This window comes from Bartonella sp. LJL80, assembly GCF_054871565.1.
The window spans coordinates 124,366-146,598 of record NZ_JBTXLM010000006.1 but is presented as its reverse complement, the minus strand read 5'-3'; the positions used below and the strand labels follow the sequence as shown (position 1 = coordinate 146,598).

The window sequence follows — 22,233 nt, the reverse complement described above, 5'->3', positions numbered from 1 at the left end:
TTACGGATTGTTAGGCGTTACATTTTTGCCGGTTGTTTGATCGATAATGGTCATATCGAGAATACCAACAGTATCGCCGCCTTTGTAAATGGCTTCGCCGCTTTCCAGCTTTTCCAAGGCTTCATAGGGAGAGCGGGCTTCAACACTATAGTGTTCTTCCTCGCGTATCACCCGATAAATGTTATAGAGATGCGGTTTGTAATTGTTTATTTCCTGCTGCAGCCATTCAATAATGTCAGTTAATGCTTCCAATGGCGGCAAGGTCTGGCCGGATTGGATATGGCAGCTATGCAGAATGTCATCAACTTTCTGCTGTTTTTCATTATTTGTTTTGCAGTCTGACAATTCAGCCTCTAGCCAGCTAATCGGGATAAAAGCATCACCATCATAGGCATCACAGGCATGGTGTGATCCGTCAAGCAGATAGGTATTGAAACCGGAAGGAAATGTTTCTCCGGCTTGATAGAATGTTGAGCAACAGAGCGAGTTATCTTGGGCTACAAAGCGATCAATATCGGGAAATTCGCCATTTTCTGCATTATCATGTGCCAGATAAAGGCGTTGCTCTTTCTGGATTATTTCAAGAATATATTCCTTCAAATCATATTCGGAAAAAATGTTGGTCGAATCGACAGGTTTGGTCCATTTTTCTTTTGCCAAAAGATCAATCAGATCTTGTGCCTGTTTGATTGTTTTAAGGGGTCCGCCGATATTGAGTTCGGCATAGACAGTATCGGTCATTTTGCTGCCTCCTTCGTTCTAGGTTCGATATAAGGCATGACGAAATAGGTGATACAGTCATCATCAACATCGCGGATTCTTATGGGTGCTGTGTCTTCGGTGAAAGATATAAGCGCAACTGCCGGAATGTGGTTGATTACCCTGAACAAGCGATCACGATAGAATTTGATGGTAAAATCAATATCGGTTTCGGCAAAACCTTCCGTAGTGATCTCGGTGCCATTGTCATTTTTCCATGTGACAATAAATTTGTCTGGGCTGAAATGGATGGTAACAAAAGGCTTCTTTTCATTGGCGACAATCGTGACATGATCGAAAGTTTCTTTGAGAGCTTTGCTGTAAATGCGCACCGATTTGTCAAAATCACGATTATAAATCTGGTCATAAGATACAGTGGCATAATTATTGACTTCCGATTTCAGACTAAAACGTTGTGTGTAAAAACCGATACCCTTATCCGTCAGGGCAATTCTGATTTGTCCTTTCTCATTGTGGAATAAAGACAGAAACAGCTTGATCGAGGCCAAGGGGATCATCAGATTATCATGCAGGATTGCACTGGCACCTTCTGGCATAGCGATTTCATAAACGCCCATTACCCATCCGTCAGTTGCTACAAAAGCCAACTGCTGATCGTTTGCGGGATGGAAATAAACGCCTTCCAGAATGTCGCGTTTGAGCTTGGGATCAATGCAGGTCTGTAGTTTGGAAAAGGCTTTACTAATAGTCTCTGCATCGATCATAAAGGATGCGGCTTCATCTAGTCCGGTTTCAAAATAATGTGGTTCCTTCGGGAATTGTTCAGGGTCGGTAATTGCCTGTATGGTAACATTGATGCCGCCAAGTGAGGCAATAACGCTGTTGTCGATAATGCCCAGCGTAACATGCTGCGCTTTTTTGAATTTATCGAGCAGTTTTTTGAGGTTTTCTGTCTCGATCAGGCAGGCAAAATTATCAGAGATTTCACAATCGAGGCGGATGGTCATGATATGTGTTGTATCCGTGGTGCTAAGCTGCGCTTGTCCATTGGCAGCGCGTATGAAAATGCTTTTCAGATAATCGGCCGCCGCTGTTTTTATGCAAATTTTGGAAAGTTTTTGTACGCAATCATAAAGCACCGGAAATGAAAACCGCGCTGTACAGCATTCGGGTTTTAGTTTGGCTAATGCAGACATGATCATAGTCCTTTCAAATGGAAATGCTCCGCTGTTCATGATGTGACAACGGAGTTTAGTTGGTTGGAAGTGTCGAGAGAGTAATCTGGCAGGCCGCTACCACCAGGAATAATAATAGACCGATTTGCCTGCATTGATTAGTTCTTTAGCATCTTTGATAAATTGCAGGTCATCGTCAAATTCACTGCCATCGGTCTCGCCAAAGAAAAAGCCGGATGTGGTGGGAAGTTTATTGTTGCGAATATCTTGTTCCAGCCGTTTAATATCTTCGATTGTCAAAAGCAGGCATATTGTATTGAAGGATTCTTCGCCGCCTTTCTGGCGATAGAGGTTTTCCATCCAGCCATGCAGGTTTGGATGCTTGCGCCAATAATGGAATTCAATATCGTCATTGTTTGAATGAAAGCCGAAATCCATATTGGGTTTGTGCATTGTGCTGAAAGCATACATATCCAGTCCCATGATGTTTCTCCTTGATAGGTTGGATTATGAGGTTTTCAGGGCTTCTCTTGCCCCTCAATCCTCACCACTTCCCCACCAAACTCTGGCTCTGGAAGCCCATGATTGATTTGCATTTCATCCATTGCAGGCAGATGCTTGTAGTCGGGCATGCCAACAACACCTGTTCTTCAACATATCAATGGGAGGATTGACCGATGGTCAGGAGGTTTGACGTTCGCCAGTTGCAGCCGGAATATTTCAAATCGGCCTTTGAACTGGATCGCATGATTGCCAATGGTGGATTGGATCGTGAATTACTGCATCTGGTCAAAATCAGGGCATCACAGATCAATGGCTGCGCACATTGTCTGAAATCGCATATCAAGGAAGCTGTTATAGATCATGTTGATATGGATAAGATCAATATGTTGCCGGTGTGGTCGGAAACTGAAACCTATGCAGCAGATATACGCATTGCCCTTGAATGGACAGAAGCCTTGACCTGCCTAAACAGAAACCAAGACGATCTGGATGCAATTCACCAGAAACTTGCTGCTTATTTTGATGAAAATGAAATCCTCCAATTGACCTATGCCATTGCCATGATCAATTTCTGGAACCGGCTCAATATTGGTGCAAAAACGTGAAATAAGCAGTGTTTCAAAAAGGTTGATTTGTTTGTTATTGACGACTCGGTTTAATTGTAAATAGCAAATCTAAATAAAAGGCCACTGTAATGGATCCTTCGCATCCTGATTACCTTCAGTTACGTGCCATTGCCGATACTGTCATATCAAAAGCTGGTGGTCTGCAACGTATTGAGCAAGAATTTCCAATTTCAATTCGAGAGGTTATTGATTCTACGCTCGATCCAGTAAGAACCGGAAGGACAAATTTCAAAGAATTGGTCAATGTAGAAAAAACCTTCATTGGATTGCGCTTGGAACACGTTTTCAGAGACATGATTGATGTACCTTCAGGGTTACGTGATCTCGTTATCAATGGGCAGGATGTGGACGTTAAAAATACGGTTCGCAGCACATGGACCATACCACCAGAAACATATCGGGATGAAGAGCCATGTATTCTAATCAGATCAAATGAAGCGAGTTTAAAATGCTGGCTTGGTGTAATTTTTGCTCGTAATGCGTATTTAACAACAGGTGCGAATAGAGATGGAAAGAAATCCATCTCCGCGACAGGTAAAGAAAACATCTTATGGATTTTAGATAATGTTTCTTACCCAGCTGGGCACTGGGGTAATATTGACACCCAAAGGTTTAGAGAACTACGAACGATAGCAGGCGGTAAGGCACGTGCTGTCAGCTTTTTTCGTGAGAACGTCGGCCTAAAAGTACATCGCTCCGTCATTCAAGCCCTGCTCTATGATCAAAAGGATTACATGAAGCGTCTAAGACTCAATGGTGGAGCCAGGGATATACTTGCTTTGGAAGATATTGCTATTCTCAGCGGTGTGTACGACGCGCCGTTGGCAAAAGAACTCGGCTATGGAAAACTTGCCGCCGATGAAATGATGTCCATTCGTTTAAAAAATGAGAAAGAAACGAAAGTCCTCAAACAAAAAGGTATACTGCCGGACAACGCTTAGATATAGTTTCAAGCAACCTTATAAATCGTCCTTGTCGAAAGCGCTTCGATAATATTCTTGGCAACGGCAGCAGCAACTGGCGGCGGGAAAGCATTGCCAATTTGGCGATACATCGCAGTTTTACGCCCTGAAAATTGCCATTCATCAGGAAAGCCCTGAATACGTGCTGTCATACGCGGTGTAAGGCGTGGCATACCAACAAAGTCTTTATCGGGTGCTTCATCCCATAGACCTCTGCCATCAACACCAAGAGTTGCCCATGCGCGCTTTGCCCTTGTTGGACCAAGATCAGGTCCACCATGTTTTTTAGAGCCACCAACAAGTGTTGGCGCAATGGCATTGGCTTGAGCTTTCCATTTATCAGCGCCTCGCCAACCTTTTTCTTTCATAAGGTCAATCAAGAGTTCCCCGACAGTTGCAGATGCTGATTGATTAGGTGTTGGCCATTGAAACTCACCAGCAATATCATTACGGATCGCTACAAAAACGACACGCGGGCGCAATTGTGAAACACCATAATCAGATGCATTTAATAAACGCCACCCCGGCTTATAACCAAGTTTTTTAAGCTGATTCTCGACTTTATTGCGATAATCAAGAAATACAGCATCCAGCAAACCGCGGACATTCTCAAGCATAACAGCCCGAGGGCGGCATTCATCGACAAGACGAATGGCCTCTGGAAATAAATCGCGTTCATCGGATGCGCCTAATTGCTTGCCTGCTTTGGAAAAGGGGGGACAGGGAACACCACCAGCCAAAAGATCAATGTGCTCATAGTTTGAGGCATTGAAATCTTTAAGATCCTGCTCAAAAACATTCCAATCTGGGCGGTTAAGCTGCAAGGTCGAACAGGCAGGTGGCTCAATTTCAACCAATGCTTCATGGTCAAATCCAGCCATTTCTAGGCCTAAGGCCTGACCGCCAGCACCAGCACATATCTCGATGGAATGAAAATTAGACATGCTGTAATCCTATTCTGAAAACGGATTAACCTCAATCGCTATCGCCACGTAGAATCATCGATCAACAAGTTTATTGTAAGTTGACGGCTGCCTCGATGTCAAAAATAGCGCTTTGCAATTTTTGACTGTTTTGTTTTTGATAAATGATACCTAATAAACATAGGCGCAGAGTGCAAATACAAAAAATACCCACCAGAAGGTGGGTAAATTTGATAGAAATTATAATTTATTCAGCTGCTTCAAGAGCGGTTTCAGGCGTTTCAGTTAAATTGTCAGCAATCGCCTCAGCCACATCTTCGCTTTCATGTGCTTTTGCAATTGTGGGGCGGCAGAGAAGTGAAGGCAGCCAGTCAGTATTCTGGGTAATACGTTCGGCTTCGCGGATCATGACATCCTTCTTGAAGCTGCTCAAATGTCTGGCTGTGGTAGGGTCTTTGACTTCGGCGATAATATCCAGAATGTGCTTTTTGTTGAGCATGGAGAAATAACTGTTCGCTGTCGGCAACCAGCCTTCTTCTCGCATATTGAAATCAAGCGCATTCATAAGATCATATTTCTGTTCCCGACGCTTTTGTAGATAGCTGTTGCTCATTGCCTTGCCTTCAACAACATTGAGGCCGGTAGAGATACAGAAAGTCAGCAAAGTCAGCTTTTCATCAAGGCTCATGCCTTGCAAGGTTGCCCATAGTTGATGGTCATCAAGATCGTCGAACATTTCATAATATTCGGCAAAACGATCTTCAATCTCTGCACCATAGGCTGTCGCTTTCAAAATGTCGTTGCCAAAAACCAAAGCATCATTTCTGATTGTAATTTGCAGAATGTGGTTGGAATCATAAGAACGGTTTGTGGCAAAGGTTGTTTTGACAAAACAGTGCAGCAGCAGGCAAAGTGCCGTGTCAGGGTATTTTGCCAGCTTGTTGCGCAAGGCTTGGGTCTGGTGCTGTGTCAGATTTGTGATAAGACGACCGGAGAGGCTTGTATCCAGCTCATCCTCTTCCGGTTCATCGTCATCTTCATCCATATCTTCCATTGTTTCCTGATTATCATCATCAACATCGGAGGTTTCTTCATCGGCAGGATCAATATAGCCGCAATCGATATGGATCTGGCCTTCATTATTGACATAGACAAAAGCGCCGGAAATGGCCTTCTGTTCTTCATCATAGACAGGTGGCCGATTTTCATAGGCCGCAAGCTGATCGTTCAGTTCTTCAAGACGGGTTTCAATCGCCTCGTTATAATCCTCATATTCCTCATATTCGGCTTCCAGAGTATTCAAATCATCCCACAATTTCTGGCGGGCTGCATATTCCTCGTCGGATAGTTCAGGGAAATGGCCGACCAGACGACGATGCGTGTTCCTGTAGGCATTATAGCGCTCATAAAGCGGCTTTACCCATTTCCAGCCCTGATTTTTGAGATTGGCAGCTTCCGCTTCCAGTTTTTCGTTAAAAAGTGTTTCCAGAAGCGCTGGATTTTCAAGATAGGTATCGTCTTCGTCACCGAACAAGTCCCTCGTGACGGGACCGCTTGCCGCCAGATAGGCATCAAGACCGACAAAGTTTGCCCGCGGATCACTCATTTTGACGGTTTTTTCCATCAGCATCGAGCGGATATTGTGCGGCGCTCGTTGATAGTCGAAACTTGCTTCCTTGATAAAGTCCAGAACTTGAAGCTGGCGCTCATGATCATCACAAACAGAAAAAGCGATGACCTGATCGAGTGTCAGCTTCTTGTTGCGATATTCATCGAGAATTTCCGGTGCAACCTTGGCAAGACGGATACGCTGTTTGACGACAAGCTCCGTAACATAATAGGCGGCTGCGATTTCTGTCTCCGACATGCCTTTTTCCATAAGTGCCATGAAGGCATAAAACTGGTCAATCGGATGCAGGCCAAGGCGTTGCACGTTTTCAGCTAGTGACGTATCCTCGGCCAGAATGGTTGATCCGGCCTCGCGCATTTCGCATTTGACTGGATAATCCTTGGCAATGATTTTCTCAATTGCCTTTTTCTGCAGCGCGCGATAGCGCCGACCACCGGCAATAACACCATATCGGCCGGTTTCTGCTCCCGTTTCATCCAATTCAGCCTCGATAATAAGCGGATAAAGCAAGCCTTGGCGAATAATGTCATTGCCCAATTCATCGAGATTTTCATCGGTCGCCGTCTGGCGGACATTCCTGTTGCTGACAAAAAGCATATTCAAAGGAACTATTTTTGATTGCAGCAGGATTGGTTGGGCATAATCTGCTTTCTTACGTCTGGTCATGGGTTTTCTCCTATGTGAAGGCTGCCGAAAGCCTCTCTTCCAGCCTTAAAACCTTCATGAAAACCTCACCCCCCTCTTACTCTCCATGCGCAAAAGAAAAGCGGCATGAAGCTTGCTATCACTTATGAGAACAATATCTTGCATTGGTTGGCAGCAGATATTAAATTGAACAGATAACAATTTTAGGCGTTTACGCCTTAAATGGAGATGATTGATGGCGGTTAAGACTGCGGCAGTTCATATTGACAAGACGGTTGCTGATCGTGCTGAAACGGCTGCGATTGCTGCGGGAATGACTTTGGATGAATATGTGCAAAGTCTGTTGCAGGAACGTATGGAAGAGCCGGAAGGCTATGATGCCTATGTTTGTGAAAAGGTGCATGAGGCGCTTAATAGCACAAAGCCACGTCTGCCTTTCAAACAAGCTATGGAATGTCTGGACGAGCGTTTGAAAGCATCTAAACGTGCATAATGTCATTATTGCCGATGAAGCGATCAATGATCTTTTTGATATTTTGGATTATATCCAGCAGTTTAATGAAACTGCCAGTGAAAATTTGAAAGCAGAATTTTACGCCAGACTGGCAATGTTGGCCGAACATCCTTTCATGTATCGTACTGGTCGTGTTCGTGGCACCCGTGAAATGGTGATGGGTAAATATGTTGTCATTTATGCGGCAGATGCCACGGAAGTGCTTGTATTGCGCGTTCTTCATGGCGCGCAGCAATGGCCTCTCAAGAAAACATAGAAATTATAGTGAGCGCCTTTGATTTTCAGTGAAAATCAAAGGAGAAAGACGAACGATACCAGACAAGGTTATACCCTGCATGCCCGGAAATCCGAGTATGCAGGGTATAATAAAAAATCCGAACAGTGCGTGATGAGGCGTCAGACTGCTCGGAAATTATATGGGTTTTGGATTTATTGGTCAGACAGCTTTCTCAAGCAGCTTCTTAGCCTTGCCTTCAAGTATCAGTCTTGTGTCCTGATGTTTTTTGCTGCGCGCATGCGCTGCAATGCCTTGGACAAAATCAAAGACTGACCTTGGCGGGTGGCCTTCTTCTTCCAGAATCGTTTTGATGATTTTCTCGGTTTCTGCTTTTGAGAAACCCTGCTTTTTGAGAAAATCGTTACGATCATCATCATTTTTTGCGACAATTCTCTCCCGTGAGGCATTGATGCCGTTTACAAAGGGGATTGCTGAGGAATTGGCAAAATTCTCGATAGCTGGTGCTGCTTCATAGGCAAAGCGGGATGCGGCGAATTTCGAGTGCCGAATTTTGATTTCCTGAAAATCCTCAATGCCCCAAAGGCAGCGATTTTGGCAAACGGCACGCAGATAGAAGGAAGCAACACCAAGTGTTTTAGCCCCCACCTCCGAGTTCCAGCAATAAAAGCCGCGGAAAAACAGATCAGGTGAACCATCATCCAGTTTGCCTGCCTCAATCGGGTTTCTATCATCAACCAAAAACAGGAACACATCACGGTCTGAGGCATATAAAGTGGTCGTATCCTTGGTGATATCGACATTCGGATTATAGATGCCTGTTGACCAATCAAGAGCGCCAGGCACCTTCCATCGCGTGTCACCGGTTCCATTGCCGGCAATGCGCTGAACAGCTTCAATCAGTTCCGCATCATGAATACGGCCATAATCAGGGCCGGTAATGGCGCGAAGTTCCGTGCGGCCGTCCTGTGTTTCAAAAGTCTTGACCTGTTCTGAACGGTTAACAGCCAAACCATATTGAAGATTGATTGCAGCAATGGGGGCTGGCAATTGGCGCATATAGGTGGCAGGCGCACCGATCATTCCCGATAATTGCCCAAAAGCCCAATGGGTCGGGTGAACAGGTTCAGCACCGCCGGGCAATATCAGGCTAAGGTTTTCAGGATCGTTGCGGGCCGATTCAACGACAATCGCCTTGCTTTCAATAATCCGGCTTTCGCTATGATCGGAGCGGCGCTTCACCGTAGTAAATAGCTCATCGAGGGAAAGGAAGCGCTCATCATCCGGCCGATTGAACCATTCAGAGCTGACACGTCGGCTATGGCTGCCTTTGTGTGGATCAACACGGTATCCATTGGTGGGCACAGATTGTTGTTCAGGGGGAAGAATTTCAATAGTGGTCATGTTCGTCTCCTTGTGACGGGCGTCGAAAAACTCTCTCTCGACCCTTAACCCGTCACAGGAAACTCCCCGCTCTTTCACTCTACACATGAGTCGGTGTTATAAAAGTCACCCAGATTCTCTTCTAAGAATAGCAAACTATATTTTTTCATACTCTTGATTATGATGGTCTATGATTGATGAAAAAAATGCTTTTCTTATTGTTTTTCATGGCTTTTACTGATGTCAATTTAAGGAGCAGAAAAATGGAAATCGGGAAAAAAATGATCCGTCGCAAGGAACTTCATGATCTGGTTCCGTTATCAGACAGCACAATTTATAAAATGGAACAGAATGGGCAATTTCCTCGTCGTTTTGCCCTGACTTCCAGATGCGTTGTCTGGGATCTGGCAGAAATTATGGCATGGTTGCGGATGAGGCGAGCCACACCAATTAAAAGAGCCAACTATCCTGATGTTCATTTAAGAAAAACCCGTCCTGTTATAAAGAAGGATCGGGGGCATTCACCTCGGTCAATGGCGGAATAATTGAAGGAACACGTTTTTCTCCTTTTTCCCATGCATCAACAAGGTCGGCCCATTCCTGCATCATATGTTTTCTCTGATGTTGAAATTCGGCTTTATTATAGACATGCCGCGAAGAGCTGCGGTTTTCGTGCGCAAGACATTTCTCTATCCAGTCACTGTTGAAACCCATTTCATTTAGCAAAGTCGAGGCGGTCCGTCGCAGGTCATGAACGGTAAAGGGTTCCAGTGGCAAACCTTCTTTTCGGGCATTTTCTGCAATCGATGCGGTAACGCGATTGAATGTTGCCCGCGACATAGGAGCATCAGCATCATAACGGGAGGGCAGAACATAGCGGGAATTGCCCGAACAGGTTTTCAAGGCAATGAAAATATCCAAGGCTTGGCTGGAAAGATAGACATTATGGGGTTTTGACCGTTTCATTCTTTCTTTGGGAATAGACCAGAGCGCATCTGAAAAATGAACCTCGTCCCATGTGGCATCCTGTAATTCACTTTTTCTGACCATTGTTAGAAGCAAAAGGCGCAAGCCTAACCGTATTGTCGGCAATGTCGGCACCTTTTCCATAATTTTTAACATGATCCTGATTTCTGTTGGTGACAAAGCTCGTTCACGCGGAACAAAGGTCGCGATCGATGCCGGGGGAACCTTTTCAGCCGGGCTTGTAACCTTTTCGCCATGCAAGATCGCATAGGCATAGATTTGTTTGACAATATCTCTGGCATGTATTGCTGTTGCCGGAGCATTACGCTTGACGATGCGCTGGCACAATATCCTCAGATCATCCGACGTAATTTCCTGCAGCAGCCGATTGCCCCAATAGGGCTTAATATCGCGTTCATAAACTGAACGACGCATGGAACGGGTACTTTCGGCCATTGATGAATTATCAAACCATTTCTTGGCAAATTGAGAAAAATTTCTGGCCTCTTTCAGACGACGTTTTTCTCTTTGCTTCTCGATGGCCGGTGAGCGCCCTTCCCGAATAGCCCGTTTGGCATCCAACAGCATTTCACGCGCTCTTGCCAATGATATGCCGGCCTTGCCGTATCGGCCAAAGGTTACTGTCTCATGGCGGCCATTCATGCGGTAATCATATTGAAAGGTGATGGTGCCTGATAAAGCAACCTTGACATAAAGGCCTTGGCTGTCACGTATCTTGTAAATTTTTTCCTTAGGTCTAAATGACTTAAGTGATTGATCTGTAAGCATAATATCCTCCAACAGCTAGATTTTACCCAACAGCCGTTTTTTGAGGTTTTTTTAATATTTTATTGTTGTTTATCAATGTTTTATAAAGAATTTTTACCTAACACGACCGCTTTGATAGGTGTAGGGTAAGCCTAAAATCAGATTGAAACAATGCCGGTACATCCCGCAATTGACCCAACATTTTGAAATTGACCCAACAAATAGTCAAAAAAAGACCTTGAAAGATTATTTATTTCTTTCAAGGTCTTAGATCGTATTTTAGCGGTTTTGATCGTCGTCTGGAGGGGGGCTGAATTATTCCCACTCTATCGTGCCGGGAGGCTTTGACGTAATATCATAGACAACACGGTTGATGCCGCGCACCTCATTAATGATGCGGTTTGCTGCCCGACCGAGAAATTCCATGTCATAATGATAGAAATCAGCAGTCATGCCATCAACGGATGTGACCGCCCGCAAGGCGCAAACAAACTCGTAAGTGCGGCCGTCGCCCATGACGCCGACCGTCTGCACAGGAAGAAGCACCGCAAAAGCCTGCCAGATTGCATCGTAAAGACCCGCTTTCCGGATTTCATCGAGGTAAATCGCATCTGCCTCACGCAGAATTTCAAGCTTTTCACGCGTGATGCCGCCGGGGCAGCGAATGGCTAAGCCGGGACCAGGAAAAGGATGGCGGCCGATAAAGCGGTCTGGAAGACCTAACTCACGTCCCAATGCCCGAACTTCATCCTTGAACAGTTCACGCAATGGCTCGACGAGTTTCATATTCATACGTTCGGGCAAACCACCTACATTGTGATGGCTTTTAATGGTCACCGATGGCCCACCCGTAAATGAAACACTTTCGATGACATCAGGGTAGAGCGTCCCCTGCGCCAAAAACTCAGCACCGCCCAACTTCTTGGCCTCTTCCTCGAAGACTTCGATAAACAGACGGCCAATGGTTTTACGTTTTGTTTCGGGGTCGCTTTCGCCTTCAAGCGCATCAATGAAAAGATCTGATGCATCAACATGGACGAGCGGAATATTGTAAGTTTCGCGAAACATTGAAACGACTTCTTGCGCTTCATTTTTCCGCAACAGACCATGATCTACGAAAATACAGGTAAGCTGACTACCAATAGCCTCGTGGATGAGTACGGCAGCAACTGATGAATCCACGCCACCTGAAAGGCCGCAAATGACGCGCCCTGTACCCACTTGTTGGCGAATAGAAGCAATTGCCTGCTCACGATAGGCCTTCATGGACCAGTCGGCTTTTATGCCAGCAATCTTGTGAACGAAGTTTTGCAAGAGCTTTGCACCATCAGGTGTATGGACAACCTCGGGATGGAACTGGACTGCGTAGAAATGGCGCTCTTCATCAGCAATGGCGGCAAAAGGCGCGCCTTGCGATGTCGCGATCACTTTAAACCCTGCCGGTAGAGCAGTCACACGGTCTCCGTGGCTCATCCAAACCTGATGACGGCTGCCTTTTTCCCAAACGCCTTCAAAAAGCGCGCTATTTTCCTCCACATCCAGAAATGCGCGGCCAAACTCACGGTCATGTCCCGCTTCCACCTTGCCACCGAGCTGCGCGCACATTGTCTGTTCACCGTAGCAAATGCCCAAAACAGGTATACCGGCCTCAAAAATTTCCTGCGGCGCACGCGGAGAACCGATGTCGACGGTAGAATGCGGACTGCCCGAAAGAATAACCGCTTTGGGTTTGATCCGCTTGAAGCCTGCAGCTGCAGATTGAAACGGTACGATCTCGGAATAAACCCCGGCTTCGCGCACACGGCGCGCAATCAACTGGGTTACTTGAGAACCGAAATCGATGATAAGGATGGTATCAGGATGTGTTGTGCTCATGGGAAGCCCTTAAAGACTCTTGTTTAGAAATGCAATCTGCTATGAGACTACACATAGAATTTCCAAAGGATAAAGTCATGTCAAAAATTGAAATCAGACAGCAGGCGGTAGCCGATGGTGAGAAAATCTATCGGTTGATTGAGCAGGCCTTTAAAACTGCCGACACAAGCGATGGAACCGAGCAGGATTTCTACATGTCGTTAAAAAACAGCGAGCATTTTATCGAAGAATTAGACCTTGTTGCCGAAGCGCATAACGTACTTATAGGGCAAATCATGTTTACCCGCTTTACGATTTCAAATAAGCTGGAAGGCGACGTGCCATCTTTGCTTTTAGCGCCGATCAGCGTTGTCAACGAATACCGCGGAAAAGGTGTTGGTGCAGCATTAATCAAAGAAGGGTTGGCACGCGCATTACGATTGGGGTTCAAAAGCACCTTCCTTATCGGCAACCCCGCTTACTATAGCCGCTTTGGATTTAAACCGCTAAGCGTATATCCTATAAAAGCAAGCGATGATACACCGAAGGAATATCTGGATTACATACAAGGGATCGAACTCGTACCTGATGCCTTAATGTCATGTTCAGGTACAATCAGCTTTGCTGAATAAATATATTTTTGAGCAGCTTTAACGCCTCGGCCAAGCGTTCGTCTACAATATGGAGGTATTGCCTCCAATCCATAGCATGGTTCAATTCCTTACTACCGTCAGATATACCGCGCAAACCGTAAAGCGGGATATGGAATGTCTGACACGCACGCAAAACCGCATAGGTTTCCATGTCAACCATATCGGCAGCTATCTCATCATAGGCTGTTCCTGAAACGACATTGCCACCTGTCGATAGTGTGGCGGGTGGGAAACCGGGTAAGAGCTGCGGCATCACCAAGTTAGCAGGCAGGTCAAGAAAAGGCGTTATACCTTTATCTACTCCCAGAGCCGTGGCATCCATATCGCGCCAGCTGACAGTCGCGACCTGATAAACCTTGGTTTGAACAAGCGTAGCCGATCCTGCGGAGCCAAGGGACACAACGAGGTCAGGCTTGTTTTCATCCCGTTCAAGCTGTGACAGAATACACGTCGTTCGAATGGCTGCTTCAACAGGGCCAATCCCGATGAAAACCGGTTCGATAAGGCTTTTGAGATGATCTCCATATTCCAGTTCTGTCGCCATGAGAAACAGAATGGACTTATTGCCCCATCGGCTTAGCATCACACGCGCTTCTCCAGTACTGATATAAAGAAACCATCTGTTTGGGTACTTGCAGGCGACAAAACCAATCCATGTTGAGGAAAGACCGGTTGTGGCGCTTCACTTGTAAAGTGGCGTGCCCAGAGCGCTCTCATATCAATTTCCCGGAAGTTTTGATTTTCGGTCAAAAATTGAGCGATCTGTTCATCATTTTCTTGCGAAAACAACGAACAGGTGATGTAAACCAAACGGCCGCCTGCTTTCAAATAGGGCAAAGCCGCTTGCAGAACCTGTTTTTGTTCAGCGACTCGACGCTCGAGCTGGCCCTCTGTTAATCGCCATTTGGCGTCGGGTCGGCGCCGCCACGTGCCAGTTCCTGTACATGGCGCATCGAGTAACACCAGATCCATCTGGCCTTCTAGCGCTTTCAGATCGGCTAGATTGGCATGCGGTTGTGCATTACGTACACCGGAACGCCGCAAACGGTCGAAAATTGGAGCTAGCCGAGCCTTCTCGGCATCATAAGCATGAATTTGACCGCGATTATCCATATCGGCCGCAAGCGCCAATGTTTTGCCACCAGCGCCTGCGCAGTAATCCAAAACCTGTAATCCAGCTTTTGCTTCAACCAGCCGGGCAACAACTTGTGACCCTAGATCTTGCACCTCGAACAGCCCTTTTTGAAAAGCGGGCTCTACCTGTACGTTGGGATGACGCCCGAGCTTTACGATCGGTGCAATACGCAGAGCTTCCTGAAACCATGGTACGAGATAGGCTTTACTATCATGCAATTCGCGCAGCACCTTTTCAGGCCGCGCTTTCAATAAGTTTACGCGCAAGTCTAGAGGTGGACGCTCGGCGAGCGAAGCTGCCTCTTCGATCCAACGATCGCCAAACAAACCTTTTAATGCAGCAACACACCATTCGGGTACGTCGCCTCTCACTGCATCCGGCGCATCTGAAAGCTGCCGCTGCGACCAAGACAGACGCTGTGCTTGGCCCAAAACATGCGGGGCAAATTTATCGCCATCAAGTGTAGCATCCAGCTCATCCATTGACATTTCACCATCTGTCAACAAAGCACCGAAGGCCGCATCGTGTAGATTGTCATTGCCCATGCGCCATTGCAGTGAATAGCGGCGGCGCAAAACATCATAGACAATATTGCCAATAGCAGCCCGATCGCCGGCGCCAGCGAAGCGATGCGACAGCCCCCAGTCTTTTAGGGCTTCCGCGGCAGGGCGCCGTCTCGTCTCTATATCTTGTAAAACTTCTATTGCCGCCTGAAGGCGTCCACCCAATCGCATTAATCTATCCTGAATATATGTTGCGCTTTGGCATAACCGAATTCACGCTAAAGGAAAACCACTATGCGATAAAAAACATTCTCCGTGATTACCCGAAGTCTGCAAGCAAACCTAACAGCTACAATAATTTTTTAGATGACAACGCCGTGGAAAGCTCTTTTGCTATGATCACGCGGCTTCTACGCAAAACGCACCATTTGCAAATGCAGTGAGACGTACCCTCGTACCAGCGGGAAGATCAGGCCCGGTGATCCGCCAGATCGTGTCATCAATGCGCACGCGACCATATCCGTCCATGATCGGCTCGGCCAGAGTTATGACTTGGCCGATAATTTGTGCCGTTCTTTGGTTTAATAGAGGTTGATCTGTCTCTTTATCGCGCCGGAAAAAGTTGCGCCCGATGAAAACCATGACAATGGAAAATGCAAGAAACAATAGTATTTGAGTTTCCCAACCACCAACAAGGAACATGCTGGCAAGAACTGCACAGACCAGTGCTGTAAGCAATGCGCCTATGCCAAGCCAAACAAAAAACACACCGGGCACGATCAGTTCAAGCAATAGCAGGATAAATCCCACGATGACCCAGTTCCACAATCCCAAGGATAGAAAGAGATCTTCCATTTCGATTCCTTTTCTTCAACCTTGCCGTTTATATACACCGCGACTGTTAGTAACAAACCAGAGCCGGCACAACGATAACCCTTTGTGCATAACAGGCTATATCGGTATATCTGGTAAAGTGACCAAAGTGAAGGTTACGCAATATTAAAGACGTTTTTACGTTACGAACTACGCCGTTTTACAGGTGCATCCTTATCGTTTCCAAACACTTCTTTCGCTATTGCGCCAATCCCTCCGAGGGAACCGATCAAGGCCGAGGCCTCCATTGGCATCAGCACGATTTTCTGATTATTCGCGGTTCCGATAGAAGCTAACGCTTCGGTGTATTTTTGCGCAATAAAGTAATTGATTGCCTGAACATCGCCTTTTGCAATTGCCTCAGACACTACCAGCGTAGCCTTTGCTTCTGCTTCAGCCAATCGCTCACGCGCCTCGGCCTCTCTGTAAGCGGCCTCACGTTTGCCTTCTGCTTCAAGGATCTGTGCCTGCTTGAAACCTTCGGCCCGTAAAATATTGGCGTTGCGGTCACCCTCCGCTTCCAGAACCTGTGCGCGCTTATCGCGCTCGGCTTTCATCTGGCGCCCCATAGCGTCAACCAGGTCACGTGGCGGCTGAATGTCTTTGATTTCAATGCGTGTCATCTTAAGCCCCCATGGATGGGCTGCCTCATCGACAACATGCAGGAGACGCTCGTTGATGGTATTACGATTTGACAGAAGTTCGTCGAGATCCATAGAACCGACGACAGTACGGATATTGGTCATGTTCAGATTCAACACAGCATATTGCAAGTCAGAAACCTGATAAGCAGATTGGGCTGCATTGAGTACTTGATAGAACGCTACCGCATCGACCGATACCGTTGCATTGTCCCGGGTAATGACTTCTTGAGTCGGAATATCCAGCACCTGCTCCATCATGTTGATCCGAGAACCAATACGATCGAAGTAGGGAACAATAAGATTTAAACCCGGCGACAACGTTTTGGTGTAACGACCAAAACGTTCAACCGTATATTGAAAGCCCTGTGGTACCTGTTTGATACCGGCAAACAAGGTCGCTATAACCAGAACAGCCAATACGATTAATGCAATACTCAAGCCACTCAATGTGTTTCTCCACTTATAGCAACAATGATAATGGCAATATACTTACAGCTTTAAGCCGAAGAGGAAAGTACCAATCCGCCGAAAAAGATTATTCCTCGGGCGATATTCGTCAATTGGACAATTTCATTTATGAATATCTACGGCATCAGCCCTGTCAATCCAGCCCCCAAGCTCTTTGCGAACCAGATGCTCGATAACGTCCATTCCCTCGGCACTATCGTTCAGACATGGAATATGCGCGAAATTGACGCCACCATTTTCATGGAAAGTTTCTGCCGCCTCATTTCCGATTTCGTCTACCGTTTCCAAACAATCGACAACGAATCCAGGATTGAATACAGCGATGGATTTCACCCCTTGTTTTGCCAATTCCTCGACCGTGACATCCGTATAAGGTTGCAGCCAAGGCTCCGGCCCGAAACGCGACTGGAAAGTCATCATTAATTTATTCTCGTCCATCCCCAGCCTTTGGCGCAAAGCAATGGTCGTCCGCTGGCATTCCTGTGGATATGGATCGCCACGCTTTGCATAAGACTGCGGTATACCGTGATAAGAAGCGATGATTTTTTCAGGCTCGAAATCGAGCTGCTTCAAATGATTTTCAATCGATTTCGCCAAAGCATCAATATAGACCGGATCATCACAGTAAGCTGGCACCGAGCGGATGGCGGGTAAATAGCGGCGCTTTTGCATCGTATCAAAAACGGCATCAAGCACTGTAGCAGTCGTGGTTGCAGAATATTGCGGATATAGCGGAAACACCAAAATCCTGTTACAGCCCTCATCCACCATCCGGTTAACAACGTTTTCTATCGATGGCTGGCCATAACGCATCGCCCAATCCACGACTATGCCGTCTTTAGCGAGAACCGGTGATAATTTATCAGCTTGCGCCCGTGTGAAGGTACGTAAGGGCGATTCATTCAGCTCGTTATTCCAGATACGTTTATAAAGCGCACCCGATTTTTTCGGACGCACATTCAATACAATACCGTAAAGAATGGGATACCAAAGAAGCCGCGGCCACTCAATTACACGGCGATCAGACAAAAATTCACGTAAATATTTACGGACATTTTTCGGGTCTGTCCCTTCGGGTGTACCCAGATTGATAAGGACAACGCCTGTCTTGTCTTTTTGCTTTTCCATTATGACCTGACTAAACCCTTCGGTTCAAAGAAAATTGTGCGCCTGTCCCCGATGTGCAAAGCAGCTGCATGGAGCTATTGGAGATAGCACAATTGACACGCGAGACTGTTCCGCGAACGATTGAACGCATTTCAATTTCAACCAGTTGTGGATTTTTGAAAACATAGTTGCCTTCAGAAAGCTTTTCTTTGGTATCGGCAGCACGTGTCTCGAATACGCCATTGCGGAATGACGAAACGATTCCGTTGTTATCAACCCACTGACCATCTATGCCGGTGGGTATATTCTGCACAGAAGGGCGCTGACCATAATTTTGCGATAGGTTGCAACCAGCCAGTGTGAAAGCCAAAATCGTCAGGCATAGTTTAGGCGCAATGCGTTTCATAAAGTCTGCTCCGGTGTGCCACAATGTGGCGAATGAATTCTCGTTATACCTTGCAATATCAATATGGCCCTTTTCACGGAAATCAACGGAAAAGCAGATTTTTTACAAAAAAAAACTGTTTTCTGTTGCATGTAATCATCAGATTGGTAGAGCTACACCGGCGGGGCAAACGAGGTGAAATACTTCCCAATGGTTTGCAACCAATATCCCCTTCACGCGTTTTCTGATCTCAAAGGAGATTATTAAAGCGATGATGGGTCCTATACTTGTAGCGGGGGAAGACAATGGAAAAAGGGCGAGCCTTTCTTCCATGCTTCGAGCGCTTGGATATCGTGTGATAGAAGCGGAAAACGGATTGCGTACGATTGATTTGTTACGCAGACGGCGCAATATCGCTTTGGCATTGATTGATTTGATGATGAGCGACATGGGTGGAAGCGAGCTTGTTTCTACGATCCGTGTAACGGGCGTCGCCACACCGCTCATCATCATGTCAGAACAGGAAAATGAAGAGCTGCTGCAAAAATCGCTGAAGGCAGGTGCAGCGGACTACCTCATTTATCCTATAAGCTCGCTTCGTTTGGGAGTGACTTTAGGCAATTTGTCACTGAACAGCACGCTTGAACGCGAGGTGCATTACATTCGTCGGCAAAATGAAAATCATCTACGGTTTTCGGATCTGTATGTCAAAAGCGAATCGATGCAAAAAGCGCTTTCACAAGCAAAGCAAGCTGCTGCATCATCCGACAATTTGCTTATTGAAGGCGAGCTAGGAACCGGCAGAGAAACGCTGGCGCGTATCATCCATCATGAAAGCGCTTATTCGGACGGTACTTTTACGCGTATACAGTGCATTCCTATTTCCGATCCGATTGAAGATGAGCAAATTTGGAATGACAAATTTCATCCGCTTCTCAACAGCCTGAAAGGTGGTACGCTCTGTCTTTGCGAAATCGATCGCCTCGACCCGATACAACAGGTGCGTTTCAGCAATTATTTGAAGCAGCGCAGTATGTCGGAATGGAACGGCAAGCCAAAATACCGCTTGATCGTGATATCGATGTCGCCTTTACAGGATCTGGTTGATGACGGCCTGTTCTCAGCAGAGCTTTTGGCACAGCTGAATCAGCAATATGTCAATTCGCCGGCTCTTCGTGACCGACGGGACGATTTGGCTGACATTGCACAGCGGGCAATTGACCATATCGTCGTGGAAAGCGGTCAACCCCATGTTCACGGCCTTGCAGGTTCCGCTCTGTCTTTGCTTTTACAATATGACTGGCCCGGAAATGTCAGTGAAATGGAAAACGTCCTGTTTCGCGCCGTTTTGCTCAGCAACGGTCCCTTACTGACAATCCGCGATTTTCCGCAGCTTACGGGAAACCAATTCATAGACTTGCAAGATGCAATACAGACCGATGTCCAAGAAAACTATAAAAAGTCGACAATACCGTTTGTCGATATGGATGGTCACGTAAGACCGTTTAACGAGCTTGAACGTGATATCATCGAGCGGTCAATCGAGCATTATAAAGGTCGTATGAGTGAGGTCGCCCGTCGTCTTGGCATTGGGCGGTCAACGCTCTATCGCAAACTTGACGAATATCAGGAGGGTGACGCGACCAGTCTTTCGACTGTGCGAAGATACGGTTAACATCGTGTGAGTTACAGATAATCAAAAAAAATCCGCCGGCAGCTCAACTGCCGGCGAATTTTTTGTGCCATCTACTTACAATTGTGTTCATAAAAAGGATTTGTTAACGATATTAATCAAAATTTACTGTGAATTGAATATCTTTTGGGAGCTGTGTCATTTTTGCCATGGTATAGTCGTATTTGATGACAATAAAGCAGCTGTTAACCATTCTGCATTACGCTTTGATAAGAGTTATAAAGCTGATGTCGGGTGGTGGGCATACGTACTACCGGATTTTGATCGGATTATAGGGTCTCGGTTGTTATGTCATGCTGTGCGTTGCGAGTCAGGACTTATGAATGGTGGTTGACAGATTGAAAAAGTCGGTTTGGACATTTCGTACTTTTGCTTTGGCAATATTATCCATTGCCGCAGCAATTTCTTTGTCGTTTGCCCCTACCGCTGCACAGGCAGAAACACGGTCACTCAAGCTCTATTATGTTCACACACGTGAAAAGGCCGAAATCGTCTTTAAGCGTGATGGCAGATACGATCAGGCTGGACTGAAGAAACTGAATGTATTTTTGCGCGATTGGCGTCGCAATGAACCTACGAATATGGACCCTCGCCTTTTCGATTTGATCTGGGCGGTGTATCGGGCAAGCGGCTCACGCGATTACATTAACGTGGTTTCGGCTTATCGCTCTCCAACGACCAATAATATGCTGCGTTCACGTTCGGCAAATAGCGGTGTTGCCAAAAACAGCCAGCACACGCTTGGTCATGCCATGGATTTTTATCTCCCTGATGTGAATCTTGCAAAATTGCGCGCCATTGGCTTGAAACAGCAGGTCGGCGGCGTTGGCTATTATCCAAAATCCGGATCACCATTCGTCCATATGGATGTGGGCAGTGTCAGGCATTGGCCGCGTATGAGCCGTAAAGAGCTTATGGCGCTTTTCCCCGATGGCAAGACCATGCATATTCCCAGCGACGGTAAACCGTTGGCGGGTTATGCACAAGCCAAAGCGGATTGGCAAGCTCGACGTGGCGCACCCGTTGTTGTCGCCAGCGCTTCCGGCGGGAGTCAAAAACGTAGCCTGTTTGGCGCTATTTTCGGTAAAAAAGACAATAGCGATTCAACACCTAGTGCACCGGTGCGTGTACAGCCGACAGCGCCACGCGCTGTAGAGCCGGAACCGACAGTGGTATCCCTGCCCGGAAAAGATGCGCCACTGCCAGAGGCTTCACCCTTGCGTGGAAATGTTCCACAGCCGGCAGTTGAGGAAGATGATGGCGGAGATGACGCTACCGTCATGGCCTATGCCAATGTTCCTGTTCCTTCTTTCAAACCTGATGCCCCTGCTGCGGTTGAGCAGAACACAATCAATGTTGCATCGATACCGCTGCCTGATCAGCGTCCTGTGCAACAAGATGCACCGGACAATGTTGCTCTGGCTATCGCCAGTCAGGACGACACGCATAGCAATGCGTTGCAAGCCAAAGTGCCGGCAGATGATCTAACCGCGTTGATTGAGGCGAACGATATCATCGCTGTTCCAGACGATGATTATGAAGAAGATGATGACTATGCGGATGCCGACGCCCAAGGTGCCGACACTGAAATGGTTGCCTCTATCGATACAACCAAGACCGCACCGAAGGTTGATCGTCCCGCAAAAGACGATCTCGCCAAGCTCATCAGTGATGATGCGGCAACTGAACCTGCTCGGATGGCTCCTGAAGATGAATTGCGTAAAGTTCCAAACGTTGTTTTTGTATCGGGACTGGAAAAGAAGGATGAAGTATCGCGTGTTGCGGAACTTCGCGGTAAAGCGATTGATTTTCATGCAGTCGCACGCATTAACGAAACCTATTAATACGTAATTGGTTCAATCAAAAA

22 protein-coding genes are annotated in these 22,233 nt (G+C 46.6%); 8 read left to right on the top strand and 14 right to left on the bottom strand.

Annotated elements, in window-relative coordinates; genetic code table 11:
* The 3 genes from ACYSNS_RS10970 to ACYSNS_RS10960 all read right to left on the bottom strand — a co-directional run bounded on the left by ACYSNS_RS10970 (window position 1) and on the right by ACYSNS_RS10960 (window position 2,378).
* Window positions 1-741, bottom strand: coding sequence for a hypothetical protein (locus ACYSNS_RS10970; protein WP_461723200.1), 741 nt, complete (start codon window positions 739-741; stop codon window positions 1-3).
* Entirely contained in the window at window positions 738-1,916 is a 1,179-nt protein-coding gene (locus tag ACYSNS_RS10965) for a DNA polymerase III subunit beta family protein (RefSeq protein ID WP_461723199.1), read from the bottom strand. The genes ACYSNS_RS10970 and ACYSNS_RS10965 overlap by 4 nt, the downstream gene beginning before the upstream one ends.
* Before the next feature lie 96 nt (window positions 1,917-2,012).
* The gene (locus ACYSNS_RS10960; RefSeq protein ID WP_461723198.1) at window positions 2,013-2,378 is read right to left on the bottom strand and encodes a phosphoglycerate kinase; all 366 of its coding nucleotides are present in this window, start codon (window positions 2,376-2,378) and stop codon (window positions 2,013-2,015) included.
* Window positions 2,379-2,572: 194 nt separating this feature from the next.
* On the opposite strand from ACYSNS_RS10960, the gene ACYSNS_RS10955 reads away from it, so the two are divergent.
* Together ACYSNS_RS10955 and ACYSNS_RS10950 are read left to right on the top strand one after the other, a co-directional pair.
* Complete coding sequence (locus ACYSNS_RS10955; protein ID WP_461723197.1) at window positions 2,573-3,004, top strand: carboxymuconolactone decarboxylase family protein; 432 nt, start codon at window positions 2,573-2,575, stop codon at window positions 3,002-3,004.
* 89 nt (window positions 3,005-3,093) lie between these two features.
* The gene (locus ACYSNS_RS10950; RefSeq protein WP_461723196.1) at window positions 3,094-3,966 is read left to right on the top strand and encodes a NaeI family type II restriction endonuclease; all 873 of its coding nucleotides are present in this window, start codon (window positions 3,094-3,096) and stop codon (window positions 3,964-3,966) included.
* Between the two features lie 8 nt (window positions 3,967-3,974).
* Here the strand turns inward: ACYSNS_RS10950 and ACYSNS_RS10945 are convergent, their stop codons facing one another.
* Window positions 3,975-4,931, bottom strand: a complete 957-nt coding sequence (locus tag ACYSNS_RS10945) for a DNA cytosine methyltransferase (RefSeq protein WP_461723195.1) — start codon at window positions 4,929-4,931, stop codon at window positions 3,975-3,977.
* Window positions 4,932-5,157: 226 nt separating this feature from the next.
* Entirely contained in the window at window positions 5,158-7,206 is a 2,049-nt protein-coding gene (locus tag ACYSNS_RS10940; protein ID WP_461723194.1) for a ParB/RepB/Spo0J family partition protein, read from the bottom strand.
* 214 nt (window positions 7,207-7,420) lie between these two features.
* Here ACYSNS_RS10940 and ACYSNS_RS10935 point away from each other — a divergent pair, with 214 nt between their 5' ends.
* Window positions 7,421-7,678, top strand: a complete 258-nt coding sequence (locus ACYSNS_RS10935; protein WP_461723193.1) for a hypothetical protein — start codon at window positions 7,421-7,423, stop codon at window positions 7,676-7,678.
* Window positions 7,671-7,955: a type II toxin-antitoxin system RelE/ParE family toxin gene (locus ACYSNS_RS10930; RefSeq protein ID WP_461723192.1), complete on the top strand. Its 285-nt coding sequence runs from the start codon at window positions 7,671-7,673 to the stop codon at window positions 7,953-7,955. Before ACYSNS_RS10935 ends, ACYSNS_RS10930 begins: the two co-directional genes overlap by 8 nt.
* 180 nt (window positions 7,956-8,135) lie before the next feature.
* Here ACYSNS_RS10930 and ACYSNS_RS10925 read toward each other — a convergent pair whose 3' ends face one another.
* On the bottom strand, window positions 8,136-9,338 hold the full coding sequence (locus ACYSNS_RS10925; protein WP_461723191.1) for a DUF932 domain-containing protein: 1,203 nt from the start codon (window positions 9,336-9,338) through the stop codon (window positions 8,136-8,138).
* Between the two features lie 176 nt (window positions 9,339-9,514).
* On the opposite strand from ACYSNS_RS10925, the gene ACYSNS_RS10920 reads away from it, so the two are divergent.
* Window positions 9,515-9,862: a helix-turn-helix transcriptional regulator gene (locus ACYSNS_RS10920; RefSeq protein WP_461723190.1), complete on the top strand. Its 348-nt coding sequence runs from the start codon at window positions 9,515-9,517 to the stop codon at window positions 9,860-9,862.
* On the opposite strand, the gene ACYSNS_RS10915 is transcribed toward ACYSNS_RS10920, so the two are convergent.
* Complete coding sequence (locus ACYSNS_RS10915) at window positions 9,816-11,072, bottom strand: tyrosine-type recombinase/integrase (protein WP_461723189.1); 1,257 nt, start codon at window positions 11,070-11,072, stop codon at window positions 9,816-9,818. The two genes, ACYSNS_RS10920 and ACYSNS_RS10915, sit on opposite strands and share 47 nt — an antisense overlap.
* A gap of 294 nt (window positions 11,073-11,366) precedes the next feature.
* Complete coding sequence (guaA, locus tag ACYSNS_RS10910) at window positions 11,367-12,926, bottom strand: glutamine-hydrolyzing GMP synthase (RefSeq protein WP_461723188.1); 1,560 nt, start codon at window positions 12,924-12,926, stop codon at window positions 11,367-11,369.
* Between the two features lie 77 nt (window positions 12,927-13,003).
* Between guaA and ACYSNS_RS10905 the strand changes: the two genes are divergently transcribed.
* A complete protein-coding gene (locus tag ACYSNS_RS10905) occupies window positions 13,004-13,537 on the top strand; it encodes a GNAT family N-acetyltransferase (RefSeq protein WP_461723187.1) in 534 nt (177 codons plus the stop codon).
* Here ACYSNS_RS10905 and ACYSNS_RS10900 read toward each other — a convergent pair.
* From ACYSNS_RS10900 to ACYSNS_RS10875, 6 genes are all read right to left on the bottom strand, one after another.
* Entirely contained in the window at window positions 13,521-14,141 is a 621-nt protein-coding gene (locus tag ACYSNS_RS10900) for a 5'-methylthioadenosine/S-adenosylhomocysteine nucleosidase (protein WP_461723186.1), read from the bottom strand. The two genes, ACYSNS_RS10905 and ACYSNS_RS10900, sit on opposite strands and share 17 nt — an antisense overlap.
* Window positions 14,141-15,427 carry an RsmB/NOP family class I SAM-dependent RNA methyltransferase gene (locus ACYSNS_RS10895; RefSeq protein WP_461723185.1) on the bottom strand — a complete coding sequence of 429 codons (1,287 nt, stop codon included), beginning with the start codon at window positions 15,425-15,427 and terminating at the stop codon, window positions 14,141-14,143. The genes ACYSNS_RS10900 and ACYSNS_RS10895 overlap by 1 nt, the downstream gene beginning before the upstream one ends.
* Before the next feature lie 168 nt (window positions 15,428-15,595).
* Window positions 15,596-16,051, bottom strand: coding sequence for an NfeD family protein (locus ACYSNS_RS10890; RefSeq protein WP_461723184.1), 456 nt, complete (start codon window positions 16,049-16,051; stop codon window positions 15,596-15,598).
* 161 nt (window positions 16,052-16,212) lie between these two features.
* On the bottom strand, window positions 16,213-17,160 hold the full coding sequence (locus ACYSNS_RS10885; RefSeq protein WP_461723183.1) for an SPFH domain-containing protein: 948 nt from the start codon (window positions 17,158-17,160) through the stop codon (window positions 16,213-16,215).
* A 123-nt stretch (window positions 17,161-17,283) separates the two neighbouring features.
* Window positions 17,284-18,309: a ferrochelatase gene (gene hemH / locus ACYSNS_RS10880; RefSeq protein ID WP_461723182.1), complete on the bottom strand. Its 1,026-nt coding sequence runs from the start codon at window positions 18,307-18,309 to the stop codon at window positions 17,284-17,286.
* A gap of 10 nt (window positions 18,310-18,319) precedes the next feature.
* Complete coding sequence (locus tag ACYSNS_RS10875) at window positions 18,320-18,694, bottom strand: hypothetical protein (RefSeq protein WP_461723181.1); 375 nt, start codon at window positions 18,692-18,694, stop codon at window positions 18,320-18,322.
* A 250-nt stretch (window positions 18,695-18,944) separates the two neighbouring features.
* Between ACYSNS_RS10875 and ACYSNS_RS10870 the strand changes: the two genes are divergently transcribed.
* Both ACYSNS_RS10870 and ACYSNS_RS10865 read left to right on the top strand, forming a co-directional pair.
* Window positions 18,945-20,348 (top strand): sigma-54-dependent transcriptional regulator, encoded by a 1,404-nt coding sequence (locus ACYSNS_RS10870; RefSeq protein ID WP_461723180.1) that lies wholly within the window; start codon window positions 18,945-18,947, stop codon window positions 20,346-20,348.
* 341 nt (window positions 20,349-20,689) lie between these two features.
* The gene (locus tag ACYSNS_RS10865) at window positions 20,690-22,210 is read left to right on the top strand and encodes a DUF882 domain-containing protein (RefSeq protein ID WP_461723179.1); all 1,521 of its coding nucleotides are present in this window, start codon (window positions 20,690-20,692) and stop codon (window positions 22,208-22,210) included.
* The last annotated feature ends 23 nt before the right edge of the window (window positions 22,211-22,233 follow it).